Raw genomic sequence first — 19,998 nt, 5'->3', positions numbered from 1 at the left:
ACGCTAGGCGCTGACGCTGCGTGCCACGCCTTCCAGCATCCCGATACATTCGGCCAGCTGGGTGCGGGCGATGAATTCATCCGGCTTGTGCGCCTGCGCGATCGAACCCGGCCCGCAGACCACCACCGACAGGCCCATTTCCTGAAACAGCCCCGCCTCGGTGCCAAAGGGCACTACGTCGCAGGCGTTGCTGCCGGTCAGATGCGCCACCAGATCGCGGGCGGCGTTGTCGCTCATCGGCTCAAGCCCGGCGACCTCGCCGATCACCTGCGTGTCGATGCGTGCCTCGGGATGGATCCGGCGCATTTCGGGCAGCAGTTCGGTTTCGACAAAAGCGTTCAGCGCATCCTTGACGAAACCGGCGTCGCCGGCCTGAACCGGGCGCATTTCCCATTCCAGTTCGGCGAGGCCGGGAATGACATTATGCGCCACGCCGCCGTGCAGACGCCCGACGCTCACCGTCGTCCATGGCGGATCGAAGCGCGAGTCGAGCGGCGCGCGGCCCTTCAGCGCCTCGGCCAGTTGCATCAGCCGGGTGACATAGCGCACCGCGTAGCCCACGGCGTTGACTCCGCGCTCGGGCGCCGAGCCGTGGCCTTCCAGCCCGTGGAAGCGGCAGGTGTATTCGCAGCAGCCCTTGTGGCCCTCGATGATGCGCATTTCCGTCGGCTCACCGATGATGGCCATGCTGGGCGCATAACCGCGCCGTTTGAGTTCGGGCACCAGCGCGCGGGCACCCATACAGCCGACCTCTTCGTCATGGGTGAAGCACAGGTGCACCGGGCGCGTCAGGGTGCGGCGCGACAGCGATCCGGCCAGCGCCAGCGTCGCCGCGATGAAGCCCTTCATGTCGCAGGTGCCGCGCCCGTACAGCAGCCCGTCGCGGGCCACCATCTCGAAGGGATCGCTGCTCCATGCCTGATCGGTTACCGGCACCACGTCGGTATGGCCTGACAGCACGATGCCGCCGGGGATGTCCGGCCCGAGGGTGGCGAACATGTTGGCCTTGGTGCCGCTGGCGTCCTCGAAAAGCTCGACCTTGGCGCCCAGCGGATCGAGCAAATCGGCGATCCAGCGCATCATCTCGAGATTGCTTTCGCTCGACACGGTGGGAAAGGCGATCAGCCGCGCGAGGATGTCTTCGGTGGTCTCAAGCATGTCGGCTGCGGCTCCTGTGGCATGGCGGGCGAGTCGGATCGGTGCCCCTGCCCATGGGCTAGCCGCTTGCGCGCCCGTTGGAAGGGCCAGCCGCGCCCGGATAGCTCGCAACGGGCAAGCTGGTTTGGGGGTGGTGAATTTCGGTGCATCTGCCAGAGAAAACGGCACTTGTCATGCCGGTTTTGCCCGGTTTGCGCGATTCTGAGCCTGAAAAACATCTGTGTACATCCAGTTCAGGGCGCAGGAGCCCCCAGATGGCGCGGTGAAATATCCTGCATACCGGATAATATTGGCCGTTTCGCCTGTAGTTCCGGCATATCACAAGGAAATATCCCGTGTTTAGGCTTGTGATCATTTCAAGCCGTGTATCCGGTTGCAACATGGGGCAGGGCGCGGTTTAGTTTGCCTACAATACAGCGAAGACAAATTCGCGATCTATCAACGGGGAGCCGGATTTGCCAGATACCGGAGCAAGCGACGCATTTGTCGCGTTCGAACGCGTACAGAAAAGCTATGACGGCGAGACGCTCGTCGTGAAGGATCTGAACCTGAGCCTGCCCAAGGGCGAGTTCCTGACCATGCTTGGCCCGTCCGGGTCGGGCAAGACCACCTGCCTGATGATGCTTGCGGGTTTCGAAACCGCGACCCATGGCGAGATCAAGCTCGACGGGGTCAGCATCAACAACATCCCGCCGCACAAGCGCGGCATCGGCATGGTGTTCCAGAACTACGCGCTGTTTCCGCATATGACGGTGGCCGAGAATCTCGCCTTCCCGCTCGAAGTGCGCAAGATCGGCAAATCGGACCGCGAGGCCAAGGTCAAGCGCGCGCTCGACATGGTCGAGATGGGCGATTTCGGCAGCCGCCGCCCGGCGCAGCTGTCGGGCGGTCAGCAACAGCGGATCGCACTGGCCCGCGCGCTGGTGTTCGAACCCGAGCTGGTGTTGATGGACGAACCGCTCGGCGCGCTCGACAAGCAGCTGCGCGAGAAGATGCAGTTCGAGATCACCAATCTCGCGCACAGCCTTGGCATCACCACGGTTTACGTCACCCACGATCAGACCGAAGCGCTGACCATGTCCGACCGCGTCGCGGTTTTCAACGACGGGCGCATTCAGCAGCTGGCCCCGCCGGACGAGCTGTATGAGGCGCCCAGCAACAGCTTCGTGGCCCAGTTCATCGGCGAGAACAACACGCTCGAAGGCACCGTGACCCAGTTGAAGGGCGATCACTGCACCGTGCAGCTTGAAAACGGTGCGATGATCGACGCCAAGCCGGTCAACGTCACCGAGGTTGGCCAGAAGACCCGCGTTTCGATCCGCCCCGAGCGGGTCGAGGTCAACCCCGAGCTTGGCCCCGATGCGCATACGCTGAAGGCCAAGGTGCTGGAATTCGTCTATATGGGCGATATTTTCCGCACCCGGCTCGAGGTGGCGGGGAACCGAGAATTCGTCATCAAGACGCGCAACCGTGCGGATCAGGAACGCCTGAAGCCGGGGCAGGAAGTCAACATCGGCTGGCTGCCCGAGGATTGCCGCGCGCTTGATGCAGATTAAGACCGGGGCGGGCGGCGACAGGCTGCCTGCTTCTTTACAGGGCCCGGACCCGAACCCGTGGACGCGCCCTTTCGACAAAACGGGTACAACACCAGGGAGCAATCAATGAAACTGACCAAGACCCTCCTGGCCTCGACGGCGCTCACCGTCGCTGCTGGCTCGGCATTCGCGCAGGACATGGCGGACAGCATGACGCTCGTCTCCTGGGGCGGCGCCTACCAGGCAAGCCAGGACAAGGCCTATGCCCAGCCCTATGTGGCCGAGCACCCCGACGTCACCGTGTCCTGGGATGAATCCTCGAACGAGGCCGTCGCCAAGCTGCGCGCCATGAACGAGGCCGGCAACATCACCTGGGATCTCGTGGATGTGGTCGCTGCGGACGCCATCCGTCTGTGCGACGAAGGCCTCGCGATGGAATACGACCCGGACGAGCTTCTGGCCCCCGCCGACGATGGCACCGATGCCTCGGATGATTTCGGTGACCTGATCGTGTCGGATTGCTTCATCCCGCAGATCGTCTATTCGACCACCGTGGGCTATCGCACTGATCTGGTGGGCGACACCCCCCCGACCGAGATCTGCGCCCTGTTCGACATGGATGCCTATCCGGGCAAGCGCGCGCTTGAAAAGCGCCCGATCAACAACATGGAATGGGCCCTGTACTGCGACGGTGTCGCCAAGGACGATATCTACGATGTGCTGGAAACCCCCGAGGGCCAGGACCAGGCGCTCGCCAAGCTTGATACCATCAAGGATCAGGTGGTCTGGTGGTCTGCTGGTGCCGACACGCCGCAGCTGCTGGCCGACGGCGAAGTCGTGATGGGCTCGACCTACAACGGTCGTCTGTTCTCGGTGATCGAGGAACAGGATCAGCCCGTTGGCATGCTCTGGGATATGCAGGTGTTCGATCTTGACGGCTGGATCATCCCGACCGGCCTGTCGGACGAAGCGCTCGCTCGCGTCAAGGATTTTGTCTACTTCGCGACCGACACGCAGCGCCTTGCGGATCAGGCCAAGTACATCTCGTACGGTCCCGCGCGCATGAGCTCGGCTCCGCTGGTCGGTCAACACGCCGATCTGGGCATCGACATGGCGCCGCACATGCCGACCGATCCCGAGAACTCCAAGAACACGCTGCTCTACAACTACGAGTTCTGGGCTGACTATCGCGACGATATCGACGCGAAGTTCCAGGCCTGGCTGGCGCAGTAAACACGCTTGGGGGCGGGCCATTGGTCCGCCCCCTCTGCAAAGGGCATTCGCCCGTGACAGCGCGTCCGCAAGAGACCGCACCAGAACAACCGACAACGGGGACCCCCATGACCCAAGCAAGCGCAGAAGGCGACGCCTCCGGCCCGATGCTGGCCGCCGATGGCACGCCTCTGAAAAAAAGCCTCGCGCGTGCATTGCGCCTGCAAAAGATGCGCGCGCTGATGCTGATCGCGCCGCTTTTGCTTTTCGTGCTCGTGACCTTCATCGCGCCGATCGCCGATATGCTGTTCCGCTCTGTCGAGAACGAGATCGTTTCAGAGACCCTGCCGCGCACCACCGCCGCGCTGGCCGATTGGGATGGGCAGGGCCTGCCGCCCGAGGGGGTCTATGAAGACGCCTTTTACGACCTCTACATGGCCGCCGAGCGCAAGGAGCACACCCGGCTTGGCACGCGGCTGAACTACGAGATGACCGGCGCCTCGTCGCTGATGCGCAAATCGGGCCGCGGGCTTGATGATATCGGCGAGGTCTATCAGGACCAGTTCGAAGACTTGGACAAGAACTGGGACGAGGCGCAGCCTTGGGCCGAGCTGATGGGCGACCCCGAGTGGCTGACCGATCAGGCCGCGTGGGAAAAGGGCGATCGCATGCCCAAATTCACCCTGCGCGATGGCATCGCCGACCTGCTGCCCAAGACCGCCGAGCAATACGAGGCCTTCGCGCTCTACCAGCAAGAGGAAGAGGCCAAGAGCCCGCTCAAGGAAGAGCCGTGGTCCGCCGTGCACACCGCGCTGTACGAGGATCTGAAGGCGGGCGATCTGTCGGGCTATACCGGCCCGCGCGCCGAGATGCTGATCGCCGCCGATGCGCTGGTAGACAGCCCTGACTTCGAGACCGTGTCCTTTGCCGATGGCTTCGTCGAGATGGACGAGGACTGGGCGCAGCCCGAGATCTGGAAGACCATCAAGCTATACGCGCCGGATTACACCTCCGGGTATTTCCTGAACTCGGTCGACATGCAACTGACGCCGGAGGGTGTGGAAATGCGCCCCGAGAACGAGCGCATCTACATCCTGCTGTTCAAGCGCACGATCTTCATGTCGCTGGTCATCACCGGCTCGTGCATCCTGCTGGCCTATCCGGTGGCCTATATCCTGTCGAACCTGCCATCGCGTCAGGCCAACCTGCTGATGATCCTCGTGCTGCTGCCGTTCTGGACATCGCTTCTGGTGCGCACCTCGGCGTGGAAGGTGATGCTGCAACAGCAGGGCGTGATCAACGATGTGCTGGTCTGGCTGGGGCTGATTGCCGATGACAGCCGCCTTGTGATGATCAACAACCAGTTCGGCACCATCGTGGCGATGACCCACATCCTGCTGCCGTTCATGATCCTGCCGATGTATTCGGTGATGTCGACCATCCCGCCAACCTATGTGCGGGCGGCGAAATCGCTGGGCGCAACCAACTGGACGACGTTCTGGCGGGTGTATTTCCCGCAGTCCATTCCGGGCATCGGGGCGGGGTCGATCCTCGTGTTCATCCTGTCCATCGGCTATTACATCACCCCGGAAATCGTCGGCGGCACCACCGGCACGTTCATCTCGAACCGCATCGCCTATCATATCTCAAGCTCGCTCAACTGGGGGCTTGCGGCGGCGCTGGGGGCGATCCTGCTGGCAGTGGTTCTCATACTCTACTGGGCCTACGACCGGATCGTCGGCATCGACAACGTGAAGCTGGGATAAGGCTATGAACGACGTCATTCTCACACCCGCAGGGGAAAAGCCGCTGGGGTTCACCCTTGGGGTTCTGGCGGCGGCAGGCGCTGTCGCCGGGATCTTTATCGGCGCGGCCAACGGCTCGTCTCTGCTTGGGGTCATCGGCGGCGCCATCGTCATGGCGGGCATCGCCTATGTGCTGGTCAAACTGCTAGGCGAGGGGCTGGAAAAGCTCGCCCGTCTTGGGCTGGTCGCGCTGTTCGCGGTGGTCGGCCTGCTGCTGAGCGGCACGCCGGGGCTGGTCGTCGGCGGGCTGTTCGGCTGGTTCTTTGGCTGGTTCGCTTACTGGATCGGCTTTGGCCGTTACCGGACGCCGCTGGTGCCCTACCTGACCTCTGGGCAGGTGCTGTGGCATTACACCTTCCGGGTGATCTGCGGCGCGATCTTCGTGTTCCTGATCACACCGATCCTCGTGGTGATGCCGCTAAGCTTCAACGCCGAAAGCTTCTTTACCTTCACCCCGGAAATGCTGAGCTTCGATCCTGCCGGCTACAGCCTGCGTCACTACCGCGACTTCCTGACCAACCCGGAATGGACCCGCGCGGTCGAGAATTCGTTGCTGATCGCGCCGGTGGCGACGGTGATTTCGGTCTCGCTGGGCACGCTGGCGGCCATCGGCCTGTCGCAAAGCCACGTGCCGGGCAAGCGGGCGATCATGGCGATCCTGATTTCGCCGATGATCGTGCCGCTGATCATCTCGGCCACCGGGATGTATTTCTTCTACTCGAAGATCGGTCTCGTGGGCACTTATTGGGGCGTGGTGCTGGCGCATGCGGTGCTGGGCATTCCCTTTGTCATCATCACCGTGACCGCGACGCTGGTGGGCTTTGATCGCTCGCTGACGCGGGCGGCGGCGAACATGGGGGCGAACCCGGTGACCACCTTCTTCCGGGTGCAGATGCCGCTGATACTTCCGGGGGTGATTTCGGGCGGGCTGTTCGCCTTCATCACCTCGTTCGACGAGGTGGTGGTGGTGCTGTTCATCGGTTCCGCCGAATTGCAGACGCTGCCGTGGCAGATGTTCACCGGCCTGCGCGAGCAGATCTCGCCGACGATCCTTGCGGCCGCGACGATCCTTGTGGGGATCTCGATCCTGCTGCTGACGGTGGTCGAGATGCTGCGCCGCCGCTCTGAACGGCTGCGGGGGATGACCCCGCGCTGAACTCGCCGAAATCGGCACATATCTGGAACGCGGGCGGAAATCTCTGCCCGCGTTCTGCGTTGGAAAAGCGGAGGGTGCTGCCCATCCGAATCCGGTGCAACTGGCTCAGGCGCTGCGCAGCCCGGTGGCGATCAGCATGCCGCGCCGCTTGGCCTCGTAGTAATAGCCCTTCGCGTACCATGAAATGGCGCGGTCCTGACTGCCGTCGGACACCAGCCACGCGCCGCGAAGATATTTCACGCCGTATCGCAGGTTGGTATCCGGGTTCAGAAGTTCCGGCGCGCTGCCCTGAAACCCCATGCTGCGGGCGGTTGCTGGCAGGATCTGTAGCAGGCCGTAATAGGGGCCGTTGCGGGCCTCGGGGGTGTGGGTGCTTTCGCGGATCGCAAGGCGATGCACAAGTTCGCGGGGCACCTCGTAATTGTCCGACCACTTGTTGATCAGCCTGCGCAACTCCGGCGTTTCATTCGGATAAAGCGGCGGGTTGAAATTCATCGCCTTGGGGGCTTCGGCCTGCTGGGGAGACATGCTGCAGGCGGCAAGGGCGCCGGGAATGAGCGCAAGGACGCCTCGGCGGGAAATCGGGGTCATGGATCCTCGGTATGCTGTCAAACGCCTGCAATCGGCCTTAGCGCACCCGCCGCAATCCGGCCAGACGCGAGGATTTGCGTCGGCGTGTCTTCGCCCATGCGCCGCCCCTTGCATCCCGGCGCGGCGACGGTCAGGATTTGCGCATGAAAAACGTGCTGCTCTCTCTTGGACATGGCTATTCGGCGCAGGCTCTGGCTCAGCGGTTGCTGCCGCAAGGCTGGACGGTGCTTGGCACCACCCGCGATGCGTCAAAGGCCGAACGTCTGCGCTCTGCCGGGGTCGTGCCGGTGGACTGGACGCCGCAAGCCGTCGAAGACGCACTTGCGCAAGCCACGCATCTGCTGGTCTCGGCCGGGCCGGATGCCGTGGGCGATCCGGCGCTGCGCCTTGCCCCGCAGGCGATCGCGCGGCGGGCATCGTCGCTGGCGTGGGTCGGTTATCTTTCCACCACCGGGGTTTACGGTGATCAGGCGGGCGGCTGGGTCGACGAGACGACCCCGCCAGACCCGAGCACCCGCCGCGGCCAGATGCGCGTTGCCGCCGAGGCGGCGTGGCAGGCGATCCCGGATCTGCCGCTGCATATCTTCCGCCTTGCCGGGATCTACGGTCCGGGCCGCGGGCCGTTCGAAAAGCTGCGCCGGGGCACCGCGCGGCGCATCATCAAGCCCGGTCAGGTGTTCAGCCGTATCCATGTCGAGGACATTGCGCAGACGCTCGACGCGTCGATCCGTCAGCCCAATCCTGGCGCGATCTACAATCTGTGCGACGATGATCCGGCCCCGCCGCAAGAGGTGATCGAATTTGCTGCCGCTTTGCTGGGCGTTCCGCTGCCCGAAGAAGAGGCATTCGACACAGCCGAACTGACCCCGATGGCACGCAGTTTCTATGCCGAAAGCAAGCGCGTTTCGAATCGCCGGATCAAGGAAGAACTGGGCGTGCAGCTGATCTACCCCGACTACAGCGCCGGGCTGCGCGCGCTGCAGGGCGCGTAACCGTCAGGCCTTGCGGCTCAGCACCTCGACCCCAAGCAGGCTGAGCACCTTTGCCTCGATCTGCGCGGCGTCCAGCCCGGCGCTGCGGTACATCGCATCGGGGCTGGCGTGGTCGATGAAGGTATCGGGCAGCACCATCGAGCGGAATTTCAGCCCGTGGTCGAACACGGCTTCGTCGGCCAGCAATTGCGCCACATGGCTGCCAAAGCCGCCGATTGCGCCTTCCTCGATGGTGATCAGCGCCTCGTGGTCGCGGGCCAGCCGCAGGATCAGATCGCGGTCGAGCGGTTTGGCAAAGCGCGCATCGGCAATGCTGGGGGTGATGCCGCGCGCATGAAGCTTTTCAGCGGCGGCCATCACCTCGCCCAGACGGGTGCCAAAGCTGAGGATCGCGACGCGCTTGCCCTCTTGAATCATCCGGCCCTTGCCGATCTCGAGGATTTCGCCCGTTTCGGGCATGTCGACGCCAAGCCCTTCGCCGCGCGGATAGCGGAACGCGATCGGGCCGCTGTCATGAGCGGCGGCGGTGGCGACCATGTGCTTGAGCTCGGCCTCATCGGCGGCGGCCATCACCACCATGCCCGGCAGGTTCGTCATGAAGGCGATGTCGAAGGCCCCGGCATGGGTCGCCCCATCCGCGCCGACCAGCCCGGCGCGGTCGATGGCAAAGCGCACCGGAAGCCGCTGGATCGCCACGTCATGCACCAGCTGATCGTAGCCGCGTTGCAGAAAGGTCGAGTACATCGCGCAGAAGGGCCGCAGCCCGCCCGCCGCCAGCCCGGCGGCAAAGGTCACGCCATGCTGCTCGGCGATGCCGACATCGAACACGCGCGAGGGAAACCGCTCGGCCATCAGGTCAAGCCCGGTGCCGTCGGGCATGGCGGCGGTGACGGCGCAGATCCGCGGATCGACCTCGGCCAGACGGGTCAGTTCCTTGGCAAAGACCTTGGTATAGGCGGGCGCGTTCGACGGTGCTTTCTTCTGCTCGCCGGTGGCGACGTCGAATTTCGCGCGGGCATGGCCACGGTCGGCGGCGCCTTCGGCGGGGGCATAGCCCTTGCCCTTGCGGGTCAGCGCATGGATCAGGATCGGCCCGGTGGCGCGGTCGCGCACGGTGCGCAGCACCGGCAGCAGCTGGGGCAGGTCGTGCCCGTCGATCGGGCCGATGTAGCTGAAGCCCAGCTCCTCGAACAGGGTGCCGCCAACGGCCATGCCCTTGAGCATCTCCTTCGCCCGCTTCGCGCCTTCGCGCAGGGGCGGGGGCAGCAGCGAAACCGCGCCCTTGGCGGCGGCCTTGAGATCGTGAAACGGCGCTTCGGCATAAAGCCGCGACAGGTAGGATGACATCGCACCGGTGGGCGGGGCGATGGACATTTCATTGTCGTTGAGGATGACGATCAGCCGCTTGCCAAGGTGGCCGGCGTTGTTCATCGCCTCATAGGCCATGCCCGCCGACATCGACCCATCGCCGATCACCGCGATGGCATCGCCCGCGCCGGTGTCGGTGGTGCCGCCCAGATCGCGCGCCACGGCAAAACCGAGCGCCGCCGAGATCGAGGTCGAGCTATGCCCGGCACCAAAGCAATCATAGGGCGACTCGGATCGCTTGGTGAAGCCCGACAGTCCGCCTTCCATGCGCAGGGTGCGGATGCGGTCGCGCCGCCCAGTCAGGATCTTGTGCGGATAGGCCTGATGCGACACGTCCCAGATCAGCTTGTCGCGCGGCGTGTCGAACACCGCGTGCAGCGCCACGGTCAGCTCGATGACGCCAAGCCCGGCCCCCAGATGGCCGCCGGTCTGCGACACCGCCGCGATGGTTTCCGCCCGCAGCTCATGCGCGAGCTGTTCCAGCTCGGCATCCGACATCCGCTTGAGGTCCGCCGGAGAGGTCACGCGGTCAAGAAGCGGGGTGTCGGGGTTGGTGGTCATCAATCTACTCGCAATCAGTTCTGGCGGGAGATAACGAAGCGGGCGGCGTCCCGCAAGGCATCGGCCTTTGCCCCATAAGAGCATAGCGCGTCGCAGGCTTCGGTCACGAGGCTTTGCGCGCGCGCCTGCGCACCGTCAAGGCCAAGCAGGGAGACAAAGGTCGCCTTGCCGCGCCCCTCGTCCTTGCCGACGGCCTTGCCGACGGTTGCGGCGTCGCCGGTGACATCAAGAATGTCGTCGGCGATCTGGAAGGCAAGGCCAAGCCGGTCGGCATAGGCGGTCAGCGGTGCAAGATCGGCCTGCGCCAACCGTGCCCCCGCCGTGGCCGACCACGTGATCAGCGCGCCGGTCTTGCCGTTCTGCAAGGCGGTGATCTGCTCCAGTGTCAGCGGGCTGCCGGCGGTTTCCGCCGCCATATCCAGCGCCTGACCCAGCACCATGCCGCGCGCCCCGGCCGCCCGCGCCAGCGACAGCGTCAGATCGGCGCGCACCTCGGGCAGCGGGTGACAGCGTGGATCGGCAACCAGTTCGAAGCCAAGCGCCTGCAGCGCGTCGCCGGCCAGAACGGCGGTGGCCTCGTCCCATTTACGGTGCACCGTGGGCTGGCCCCGGCGCAGGTCGTCGTCATCCATGCAGGGCAGATCGTCATGCACCAGCGAATAGGCATGGATCGCCTCGATGGCAGAGGCGGGCCAGAGCGCGCGATCCTGCGGCACATCGTGCAGACGCGCCGATTCCAGCACCAGCCAGCCACGCAGACCCTTGCCGCCGCCGACCGCATAGCGCATCGCTTGGCTGACGGGCAGGTCCTGGAACCCGCTCAGAACGGCGTCGAAATGGGCCTCCACGGCGCGTGCGCCGCTGCCCAGACTGTCGCGGAACATCAGGGCTTACAGCCCCTCGACGGTTTTCAGCCCGGCAGGCTCGCCGCCAGCATCAAGCTGGATCTGCGCGACCTTTTCCTCGGCGCTGTTCAGCTTGGCTTCGCAGTGCTTTTTCAGCGCATCGCCGCGCTTGTACAGCTCGATCGACGCTTCAAGCGGCACGTCACCGCGTTCCAGCTTACCGACCACCTGTTCCAGTTCGGCCATAGCCTGTTCGAATGTCATGTCCTCGACGGGCGCGTCGCTCATTTTCCTGCCTCGATCAGTTCTTCCACATGCGCGCGGCCCGAAGCCGCAAGCGCCGCCAGATCATAGCCGCCTTCGAGAACCGAGACCAGCCGCCCCCGGCAGTGTTTCGCCGCGATCTGGCACAGCGCATGGGTCAGCCAGCGGAAATCTTCGGTGTTCCAGTCCAGCTGGGCCAGCGGGTCGTCGGTGTGGGCGTCGAACCCGGCGGACAGGATCAGCAGATCGGGGGCAAAGGCGTTCAGCCGTGGAAACACCTGCGCCTCGTAGGCGGCGCGCATCTCGGCCCCGTCGCTGCCGGGAGGCAGGGGGATGTTGAGCACATTGCCGTGCCCACCTGTTTCGGTGGCATCGCCGGTGCCGGGCCACAGTGGGGACTGGTGCAAGGAAATGAACAGCACGCGGTCTTCGTCCCAGATCAGATCCTGCGTGCCATTGCCGTGATGCACATCGAAATCCACAATGGCGACGCGGCTCAGCCCGTGATGGTCCAGCGCGTATTGCGCCGCCAGCGCCGCATTGCCAAAGATGCAAAAGCCCATCGGGGTTTCGCGTTCGGCGTGATGGCCGGGCGGGCGCACGCCGCAGAAGGCATTGGACACCTCGCGTGAGATCACCGCATCCACGGCGCGGATCACCGACCCGGCGGCGCGGCGCGCAGCCTGCATCGAGCCGGGCGACATCCAGGTATCGCCATCCAGCTGCGTCTCGCCCTTGGCTGGTTCGGCGGCGGCGATCCTTTCGATGTAGCGCTGCGGATGAATGCGGCCGATGTCGGCATCGCTGGCCGGCGGCGCGGCAAGGCGCAGCAGATCCAGCGGTGCCAGCGCATGCAGCAGGTGTTCAAGCCGCGCCACCCGCTCGGGGTGGCCCTCTGGCGTGACATGGTTCAGACAATCGGAATGGCTGATGAGTGCGGTGGTCATGTCGATCCCTCCCTGATCGGCGCTATCGCGATGAAACCGCAGAGCCGGGAGTCGAACAACAGGGAATCCCTAGTCGGGGGCCAGCATGTAGCCCGCGCCGCGCACCGTCTGAAGATAGCGCGGTTGTTTGGGGTCGGATTCAAGCTTGCGCCGCAGGCGGGTGATCTGCACATCGACGGCGCGTTCCTGCGCCTGCCCCTTGTCGCGGCCCAGCTCCTCGACCAGCTCGCTCCGGGTCAGCGCAACGCCGGGCTTGGCGGAAAAGATCCGCATCAGCTGGCTTTCGGTGGCGGTCAGTCGCACCAGATCGTCGCCCTGCCACATCTCGCCCCGGTCGATGTCATAGCGGATCGGCCCAAGCGTCAGCAGCTTGGGGGCCGAGGCATCGCTGGGCGGCTCGGGCATCCGGCGCAGGATCGCGGCGAGGCGCAGCAGCAACTCCTTGGGTTCGAAGGGCTTGGGCAGGTAATCGTCGGCCCCGGCCTCGTAGCCCTTGATGCGGTCCTCGGTCTCGCCGCGGGCGGTCAGCAGCATGATCGGCGTGGTGCTGGTTTCGCGGATCGCGCGGGTCAGGCTGACGCCATCCTCGCCGGGCATCATCACATCAAGCACGATCATGTCGAAATCGAGCCCCTTGAGAATGCGCCGCGCATGGGCGGCATCGCGGGCCGCCGTGACAAGAAAGCCGTTGCGGATCAGAAATTTCTGCAACAGCTGGCGGATGCGCTCGTCGTCATCGACAACAAGAATATGGGCGTCTGGTTCGGCCATCAGCGGGTCTCCCTCAGGCCTGAATAATGCCGTTGCAGATCCGGGTCCATCATCGCTTCGAGAACCTTGCGAAATCCAGCGACCGCATCGGGGCCAGCCTGACGGTAGGCGGCGCGCATCCGCGCCCGCTGCGCATCCGACAGCCGGTGTTCCAGCTCGCGCCCATCAGCGGTGAGGAACAGGTGCCGCTCGCGCTTGTCGGCGCGTCCGACGCGGCTTTCGACAAGGCCGTCTTCGATCAGGGTGCGCAGCACGCGGTTGAGCGATTGCTTGGTGACGCCAAGGATCGACAGCAGGTTGTTCACCGTGGTGCCGGGCACGATGTTGATGAAATGGATTGCCCGATGATGCGCGCGCCCGTATTGCAGCGTCGACAAGATGCGGTCGGGATCGGCGGTAAAGCCGCGATAGGCAAAGAACATCGCCTCGATGCCCTGGCGCAGCTGTTCGTCGGTGAGAAAGAGCAGGGATTCCCCCACATGCCCTTGCGTTCCCGGCAGATCCGCCATCTTTGCCTCATCCTTCATCAGGTTTAGCACGGAGTTTAAGTCAGCCTTATTGACATTCCAAGACCCAACTGCTAGCGAGGCGCAGTTTTTGCGAAATTAAATATCCAAACCGGGTGCTTCTTCGCAATAAACGTAAATTCGAACGATGCCACACGACATATACCACGCCAAAGGAGATAGAGCGATGGAAGGTGCATATGACGACCGCGACGGCAAGATCTGGCTGGACGGCGCGCTGGTGGATTGGCGCAAGGCGCAGGTGCACGTACTGACCCACGCTCTGCATTACGCCTCTTCGGTGTTCGAGGGCGAGCGCTGCTATGATGGCAAGATCTTCCTTGGGCACGAGCATTCCAAGCGCCTGCGGTTTTCCGCTGGCGAGCTGGATTTCGAGATCCCCTACAGCGCCGAAGAAATCGACGCCGCCAAGGAAGCCGTGCTGCAGGCAAACGGCTTTACCAACGCTTATGTCCGCGCCGTGGCGTGGCGCGGCGCTGGCCCCGACATGGGCGTTGCCTCTTCGCGCAACCCCGTCCGCATGGCGATCGCCGCGTGGGAGTGGGGCAACTACTACGGCGACGCCAAGCTCAAGGGCGCCAAGCTGGACATCGCGCGCTGGAAGCGCCCGTCGCCCGAGACCATCCCGGTGCACGCCAAGGCCGCCGGTCTGTACATGATCTGCACCATGTCCAAGCACGAAGCCGAGGCGCGGGGCTGCTCTGATGCGCTGTTCATGGATTATCGCGGCTATGTGGCCGAGGCGACCGGGGCGAACATCTTCTTCGTCAAGAACGGCGAAGTGCACACCCCGCTGGCGGATTGCTTCCTCAACGGCCTGACCCGGCAGACGGTCATCAAGCTGCTGAAGGAAAAGGGCATCACCGTGCACGAGCGGCACATCATGCCCGAAGAGCTGGAAAGCTTCGAGCAATGCTGGCTGACCGGAACCGCCGCCGAGGTCACCCCGGTCGGTTCGATCCGCGATTACAATTTCGAGGTCGGCGCGCTGACGCTGGATATCCTCGACACCTACGAAAAGCTGGTGCGCGCCTGAGCGGACCATCGCGCCCCCGATCGCGGGGGCGCGTTTCCTGCCTTGTACGCCCTCGCCTGCGATGCCAGTTTGCCCGGTAACACCAGAGAAGGGCGCACGATGCAGGACACCACGCAACCGCTGAAGATCGTCACGCCGCAGGCCCCCGCGCCCGAGCTGTTCACCGACGCGGATGCCGCTGTCGATCGGTTGTGCGCGCTATACGATCTGGCCATCGGCTTCTTGCATGATCGCTTTCTGGAGGCGATGGCGAGCGGCCATCCGGGCACCCGCATCCGGGCCTATTACCCGGAAATCCGCATCACCACCAATTCCTATGCCAAGGTCGACAGCCGCCTGAGCTTTGGCCACGTTTCGGCGCCGGGCACCTATGCCACCGGGATCACCCGACCAGACCTGTTCCGGCATTACCTGAGGCAGCAGATTGCGCTGCTGATGGAAAGCCATCAGGTGCCGGTGCAGGTGGGGATCTCGGATACGCCGATGCCGGTGCATTTCGCGGTGTCGAACTATCCCGATATCGCGGTGCCGCAGGAGGGGGCATCCGAATTCATCCTGCGCGATGTCTTCGATGTGCCGGACCTGAACATCACCAACGACGATATCGTCAACGGCGTGGCGCTGCCCGCGCCCGACGGGGCAGAGCCGCTGGCACCGTTCACCGCGCAGCGCATCGATTACAGCCTTGCGCGGCTGGCGCATTACACCGCCACCGATCCGGGCCATTTCCAGAACCACGTGCTGTTCACCAACTACCAGTTCTACGTCAGCGAGTTTGAATCCTACGCCCGCGCCCAGCTGGCCGACCCGGCGAGCGGCTACACCAGTTTTGTCTCGACCGGCAATGTCGAGATCACCGACCCCGAGGCGGTGATCCCGCCCAGCCTCAAGATGCCGCAGATGCCGACCTATCATCTCAAGCGGGCGAATGGGAACGGCATCACGCTGGTCAACATCGGGGTGGGGCCGTCGAATGCCAAAACCGCGACCGACCACATCGCCGTGCTGCGCCCGCATGCGTGGCTGATGGTGGGGCATTGCGCCGGTCTGCGCGCCTCGCAATCTCTGGGGGATTTCGTGCTGGCCCATGCCTATCTGCGCGAGGACAAGGTGCTGGATGACGACCTGCCGGTCTGGGTGCCGATTCCCGCGCTGGCGGAAATTCAGGTGGCGCTGGAACAGGCGGTGGCGCAGGAAACCCAGCTGGATGGCTATGATCTGAAGCGGATCATGCGCACCGGCACCGTGGCGTCCGTCGACAACCGGAACTGGGAATTGCGCGATCAGTCCGGCCCGGTGCAACGGCTCAGCCAGTCGCGCGCCGTGGCGCTGGACATGGAAAGCGCCACCATCGCGGCGAACGGATTTCGTTTCCGGGTGCCCTATGGCACGCTGCTGTGCGTATCCGATAAACCCTTGCACGGAGAGCTGAAACTGCCTGGAATGGCGTCTGATTTCTACAAGACGCAGGTCGCGCGGCACCTGATGATCGGCATTCGCGCGATGGAGCGTCTGCGCGGAATGCCGCTCGAACGGTTGCACAGTCGCAAGCTGCGCAGCTTTCAGGAAACAGCTTTCCTCTAGATCGGCTGAGATCGCGGCTTTCATGGGCGAAAATCTGTGTTTTCCCCTTGCAAACCGCCCCATTCCATTGTGTTTGAACACGACATGATGACTATTCTAATAAGAAGCCCCCAACCACTACGGGCAGTCAAGGAGACCATGAAATGGCGAAACCGATGACCAAGACCGAGCTCGTGGCCGCTCTGGCCACCGAGATGGACGCGGACAAGAAAACCGCTTCCGCTGCGATCGATGCGATCACCGGCATCATCACCAAGGCCGTTGCCGAAGGTGGCGCCGTGACCCTTCCGGGCGTTGGCAAGATCTATTGCAAAGAGCGCCCCGAGCGTATGGTGCGCAACCCCGCCACCGGCGAGCAGTTCAAGAAAGACGCCGACAAGCAGGTCAAGGTGACCATCGCCAAGGCTCTGAAAGACAGCGTCAACGGTTGATCCGCCAAGCGGTCCCGCAGACAGAAAAAGGACCGCCCCCGGGCGGTCCTTTTGCATTTGTAGCGGATGTCAGATCCGCCCGAGCGCGGTGATCTGATAGCCGTCCGCGTCGAAATTCGCCGGGTCGAGCCAGTGTTCGAACCGCGCCTTGAGCGCCGGCCATTCGCTGTCGATCACCGAGAACCACGCGGTGTCGCGGTTGCGCCCCTTGACGATGACCGCCTGCCGGAACGTGCCTTCGTAGCTGAAGCCCAGCCGCTGCGCCGCCCGGCGCGACGGCGTGTTCAGCGCGTCGCATTTCCATTCGTAGCGGCGATATCCCAGCGTATCAAAGGCATTGGCCATCATCAGGAACATCGCCTCGGTGGCGGCGGGGGTGCGTTGCAGGCGCGGCGACATGTGGATGAAGCCGACTTCGATCGCGCCATTGGCCGGGTCGATCCGCAGGTAGGAACAAAAGCCCAGCGGCGTGCCATCCGGCGCGCAGATGGCGAAATACAGCGGATCTTCGCTGGCGCTGGCCTGCGCGGCCCATGCGGCGGCATCGGCGTGGTCTTTGAACGGGCCGCGCGGCAGATAGGTCCAGCCGCGCCCGTCGCGGTCTTCGGCAAAGGCCTCGAACAGGGCCGGGGCGTGATCGGGGGTCAGTGGCTCAAGCCGGACGAAGGCGCCGGGCAGTGCGCTGCGGCTTGGCCGGGGGCGGGGAAACACTCCCGCCACCGGCGTGCCGACCGGCTGCCCGAAATCGTTCATCCGGCTCAGGCTCATCCGAAGACCTTGCCGAGGCTCACGTCGACTGCGGCAACGATGGCGTCGACCTCTTCGGGTTTGATGATCAGCGGCGGCGCAAAGCACAGCACGTTGTTCAGGCCGGGGCAGGAGCGGTTCGACGCGCCGATGATCACACCTTCGGCGCCGCAGCCGGCAACCACCGCGCCGATCTGCGCTTCGCTCACGGGCTCTTTGGTATCGCGGTCCTTGACCAGCTCGATGCCGAGGAACAGCCCCTTGCCACGCACGTCGCCGACAACCGCGTGCTTTTCCTTCAGCGCTTCGAACTTGCCAAGCATGTAGGCGCCCATCTCGGCGCAATTCTCCAGCAGGTTCTCGTCTTCGATGATGCGCATGTTCTCCAGCGCCGCCGCCGGGCCGCCGGTGCAGCCGCCAAAGGTCGAGATGTCGCGGAAATGGTCAAGCGGATCGCTGGCGTTGTCCTTGAACAGGTCAAAGACCTTTTCACTGGTCACGCAGCAGGCGATGGCGGCATAGCCCGAAGCGACGCCCTTGGCCATGGTCACGAAATCGGGCTCGATGCCGTAATGCTGGTAGCCGAACCAATGGGTGCCGGTGCGCCCGATGCCGCAGACGACCTCGTCGATGTGCAGCAGAATGTCATATTTGCGGCAGATTTCCTGCACGCGGGGCCAGTAGCCTTCGGGCGGCACGATGACGCCGCCGCCTGCGGTGATCGGCTCGAGGCACAGCGCGCCGACAGTGTCGGGGCCTTCGCGCAGGATCACCTCTTCGATGGCATCGGCGGCGCGGCGGCCATAAGCCTCGCCCGACAGATCGCCCCAGCCCTGATCGGCGGCGCGGTATTCAAGGCAATGCGGCACCTCGACAAAGCCGGGCGCAAAGGGGCCGTATTGCACGTTGCGTTCGGTCTGCCCGCCCGCCGACATCGTGCCGATGGTGCTCCCGTGGTAATCGCGGTTGCGATAGAGGATCTTGTGCTTCTTGCCGCCATAGCGCTTGTGGGCGATCTGGCGCACCATCTTGAACGCCTTCTCGTTCGCCTCGGATCCCGAACTGGTGTAATAGACCCGGCTCATCCCCGGCATCTTGGCGATCAGCTTTTCCGCGAAAAGCGCACCGGGGATGGACCCGGCGGCGGCGGCGAAATAATTCACCTTCATCAGTTGCTCGGACATGGCATCAACGATGGTTTGCCGCCCGTAGCCGACGTTGACGGTCCAGACCGCGCCGGACACCGCGTCGATGAATTCGCGCCCGTTCTGATCCCAGACCCGCAGGCCCTTGCCCTCGACGATGATGCGCGGGTCGCTGGTTTCAAACGCCTTGTGCTGCACGAGATGGTGCCAGACGTGGGCCTTGTCGGCCTCCACCACGTGGCTGAGGTCGTTCTGGGTGCGGGTGCCGTCCATGCTGTTGTCTCCGGGAATGGGCCTTGCCGGCGCTGCCGCCGGTTCGGGCGCGATGATAGCACAGCTTTGCCGGAAAGACGCAACACCGCGGGCGGGGAATTTCCGCGATGCACGGCAGGTTTGCTGCGCTACGCGGCGCTTGCAGGCAAATGATCCAGACCCGCCCGGACAGGGTGGTTCGGGCGGGCGCGCGATGGTGCTGTTCTTGTGCAGGGGCGGACGCCCGCGCGCTACAGTGCAGACGCTTCCGAACTCATGCCGTCGAGCATCTGCAACAGCGCGACGATCTGCCCGTCGAGCCAGTGCCGCAGGCCCGTGATCGCCCCGACATAAGGATCAAGCACCGCGCCAAGCGCGGGCACCATGGCGATCACTGTCGGTGCGATCGCGTAAAGCAGGACCGCAAGCATCACGGCGACAATCGCCAGCCTGAAGCCTTTGCCAAAGCCGTCGCGCTCGGCGCTCATGTCTTCCGCGAGGGCGGCCCGGCCCTGCGGAGTCGACATGTCGTGCCCGCCGCTTGTGCGTCGCTCCGGGGTCGCGCGCAGGGTCTGGTTGATTTCTTCGATGTCGGGCAACAGGTCGCGCCGCGAATGGACGGCGGTGCTGGCGGCGGGGGCTTCGCCCTTGATCTGCGCCATCCGCTCGCGCGACTCGCGGGCGCGGCGGGTGGGCTCGTCTTCGTCCGGTTGGCTCAGCCCAAGGTCGGGCTGGGTTTCCAGAGATTCCGCTTCGGCGATGCGCTGACGCTGTTCGCGTTCGGCCTCTTCGCGCAGCACTTCGAGCACGGATGGGTCAAGGCTGCGCGGCTGGCGCTGCGCCTCCGGCTCTGGGGCGAAGTCGGTTTGGGGTTCTGGGCCTTGTGCAGGCTCAGGCCCGCTGTCCCAGCTGTCGTCGGTGGAGGTGGCGTCGGCAGGCAGCTTGTCGGGAGGATCCTGAAACCAGGTGTGCCCGCAGTTCGAACATTGCACATCGCGCCCGCCCGCAGGGATGACGTTGGTCGGTACCTCGTACTGCGCATCGCAATTCGGGCAAATCAGCCGCATCTGG

Annotated in this window: 19 protein-coding genes; 8 read left to right on the top strand and 11 right to left on the bottom strand. The window is 64.4% G+C overall.

Annotated elements, in window-relative coordinates:
• Positions 1-3 precede the first annotated feature (3 nt).
• Positions 4-1,158: an acetylornithine deacetylase gene (gene argE / locus KO516_RS08855; RefSeq protein ID WP_216003428.1), complete on the bottom strand. Its 1,155-nt coding sequence runs from the start codon at positions 1,156-1,158 to the stop codon at positions 4-6.
• 455 nt (positions 1,159-1,613) lie between these two features.
• Here argE and KO516_RS08850 point away from each other — a divergent pair, with 455 nt between their 5' ends.
• The 4 genes from KO516_RS08850 to KO516_RS08835 all read left to right on the top strand — a co-directional run bounded on the left by KO516_RS08850 (position 1,614) and on the right by KO516_RS08835 (position 6,866).
• On the top strand, positions 1,614-2,714 hold the full coding sequence (locus tag KO516_RS08850) for an ABC transporter ATP-binding protein (protein WP_216003427.1): 1,101 nt from the start codon (positions 1,614-1,616) through the stop codon (positions 2,712-2,714).
• Between the two features lie 105 nt (positions 2,715-2,819).
• Positions 2,820-3,926: an extracellular solute-binding protein gene (locus KO516_RS08845; protein ID WP_216003426.1), complete on the top strand. Its 1,107-nt coding sequence runs from the start codon at positions 2,820-2,822 to the stop codon at positions 3,924-3,926.
• Between the two features lie 107 nt (positions 3,927-4,033).
• On the top strand, positions 4,034-5,671 hold the full coding sequence (locus tag KO516_RS08840; protein WP_216003425.1) for an ABC transporter permease: 1,638 nt from the start codon (positions 4,034-4,036) through the stop codon (positions 5,669-5,671).
• 4 nt (positions 5,672-5,675) lie between these two features.
• Positions 5,676-6,866 carry an ABC transporter permease gene (locus KO516_RS08835; RefSeq protein ID WP_216003424.1) on the top strand — a complete coding sequence of 397 codons (1,191 nt, stop codon included), beginning with the start codon at positions 5,676-5,678 and terminating at the stop codon, positions 6,864-6,866.
• 105 nt (positions 6,867-6,971) lie between these two features.
• On the opposite strand, the gene KO516_RS08830 is transcribed toward KO516_RS08835, so the two are convergent.
• Positions 6,972-7,457, bottom strand: a complete 486-nt coding sequence (locus KO516_RS08830; protein WP_216003423.1) for a lytic transglycosylase domain-containing protein — start codon at positions 7,455-7,457, stop codon at positions 6,972-6,974.
• A 143-nt stretch (positions 7,458-7,600) separates the two neighbouring features.
• Between KO516_RS08830 and KO516_RS08825 the strand changes: the two genes are divergently transcribed.
• The gene (locus KO516_RS08825) at positions 7,601-8,449 is read left to right on the top strand and encodes an SDR family oxidoreductase (RefSeq protein ID WP_216003422.1); all 849 of its coding nucleotides are present in this window, start codon (positions 7,601-7,603) and stop codon (positions 8,447-8,449) included.
• 3 nt (positions 8,450-8,452) lie between these two features.
• Here the strand turns inward: KO516_RS08825 and dxs are convergent, their stop codons facing one another.
• From dxs to KO516_RS08795, 6 genes are all read right to left on the bottom strand, one after another.
• A complete protein-coding gene (gene dxs / locus KO516_RS08820; protein ID WP_216003421.1) occupies positions 8,453-10,378 on the bottom strand; it encodes a 1-deoxy-D-xylulose-5-phosphate synthase in 1,926 nt (641 codons plus the stop codon).
• 14 nt (positions 10,379-10,392) lie between these two features.
• Positions 10,393-11,262 carry a polyprenyl synthetase family protein gene (locus tag KO516_RS08815; RefSeq protein WP_216003420.1) on the bottom strand — a complete coding sequence of 290 codons (870 nt, stop codon included), beginning with the start codon at positions 11,260-11,262 and terminating at the stop codon, positions 10,393-10,395.
• Between the two features lie 6 nt (positions 11,263-11,268).
• Positions 11,269-11,511: an exodeoxyribonuclease VII small subunit gene (locus tag KO516_RS08810; RefSeq protein WP_216003419.1), complete on the bottom strand. Its 243-nt coding sequence runs from the start codon at positions 11,509-11,511 to the stop codon at positions 11,269-11,271.
• On the bottom strand, positions 11,508-12,434 hold the full coding sequence (locus KO516_RS08805; protein ID WP_216003418.1) for a histone deacetylase family protein: 927 nt from the start codon (positions 12,432-12,434) through the stop codon (positions 11,508-11,510). The genes KO516_RS08810 and KO516_RS08805 overlap by 4 nt, the downstream gene beginning before the upstream one ends.
• Before the next feature lie 69 nt (positions 12,435-12,503).
• The gene (locus KO516_RS08800; protein ID WP_216003417.1) at positions 12,504-13,205 is read right to left on the bottom strand and encodes a response regulator; all 702 of its coding nucleotides are present in this window, start codon (positions 13,203-13,205) and stop codon (positions 12,504-12,506) included.
• On the bottom strand, positions 13,205-13,714 hold the full coding sequence (locus KO516_RS08795; protein ID WP_216003416.1) for a MarR family winged helix-turn-helix transcriptional regulator: 510 nt from the start codon (positions 13,712-13,714) through the stop codon (positions 13,205-13,207). The genes KO516_RS08800 and KO516_RS08795 overlap by 1 nt, the downstream gene beginning before the upstream one ends.
• Before the next feature lie 184 nt (positions 13,715-13,898).
• Here KO516_RS08795 and KO516_RS08790 point away from each other — a divergent pair, with 184 nt between their 5' ends.
• The 3 genes from KO516_RS08790 to KO516_RS08780 all read left to right on the top strand — a co-directional run bounded on the left by KO516_RS08790 (position 13,899) and on the right by KO516_RS08780 (position 16,783).
• Positions 13,899-14,768 carry a branched-chain amino acid aminotransferase gene (locus tag KO516_RS08790; protein ID WP_216003415.1) on the top strand — a complete coding sequence of 290 codons (870 nt, stop codon included), beginning with the start codon at positions 13,899-13,901 and terminating at the stop codon, positions 14,766-14,768.
• Positions 14,769-14,867: 99 nt separating this feature from the next.
• Entirely contained in the window at positions 14,868-16,352 is a 1,485-nt protein-coding gene (locus KO516_RS08785) for an AMP nucleosidase (RefSeq protein WP_216003414.1), read from the top strand.
• 143 nt (positions 16,353-16,495) lie between these two features.
• On the top strand, positions 16,496-16,783 hold the full coding sequence (locus KO516_RS08780; RefSeq protein ID WP_216003413.1) for an HU family DNA-binding protein: 288 nt from the start codon (positions 16,496-16,498) through the stop codon (positions 16,781-16,783).
• Positions 16,784-16,852: 69 nt separating this feature from the next.
• Here KO516_RS08780 and KO516_RS08775 read toward each other — a convergent pair whose 3' ends face one another.
• The 3 genes from KO516_RS08775 to KO516_RS08765 form a co-directional block, all read right to left on the bottom strand.
• Positions 16,853-17,551: a GNAT family N-acetyltransferase gene (locus KO516_RS08775; RefSeq protein ID WP_216003412.1), complete on the bottom strand. Its 699-nt coding sequence runs from the start codon at positions 17,549-17,551 to the stop codon at positions 16,853-16,855.
• The gene (locus KO516_RS08770; RefSeq protein WP_216003411.1) at positions 17,548-18,948 is read right to left on the bottom strand and encodes an aspartate aminotransferase family protein; all 1,401 of its coding nucleotides are present in this window, start codon (positions 18,946-18,948) and stop codon (positions 17,548-17,550) included. Before KO516_RS08770 ends, KO516_RS08775 begins: the two co-directional genes overlap by 4 nt.
• 230 nt (positions 18,949-19,178) lie before the next feature.
• A complete protein-coding gene (locus KO516_RS08765; protein WP_216003410.1) occupies positions 19,179-19,994 on the bottom strand; it encodes a zinc-ribbon domain-containing protein in 816 nt (271 codons plus the stop codon).
• Between the last annotated feature and the right edge of the window lie 4 nt (positions 19,995-19,998).

It is taken from the genome of Citreicella sp. C3M06 (genome assembly GCF_018860705.1).
Taxonomy (GTDB): Bacteria; Pseudomonadota; Alphaproteobacteria; order Rhodobacterales; family Rhodobacteraceae; genus Salipiger.
This window is presented reverse-complemented; position numbering and strand designations above follow the sequence as displayed.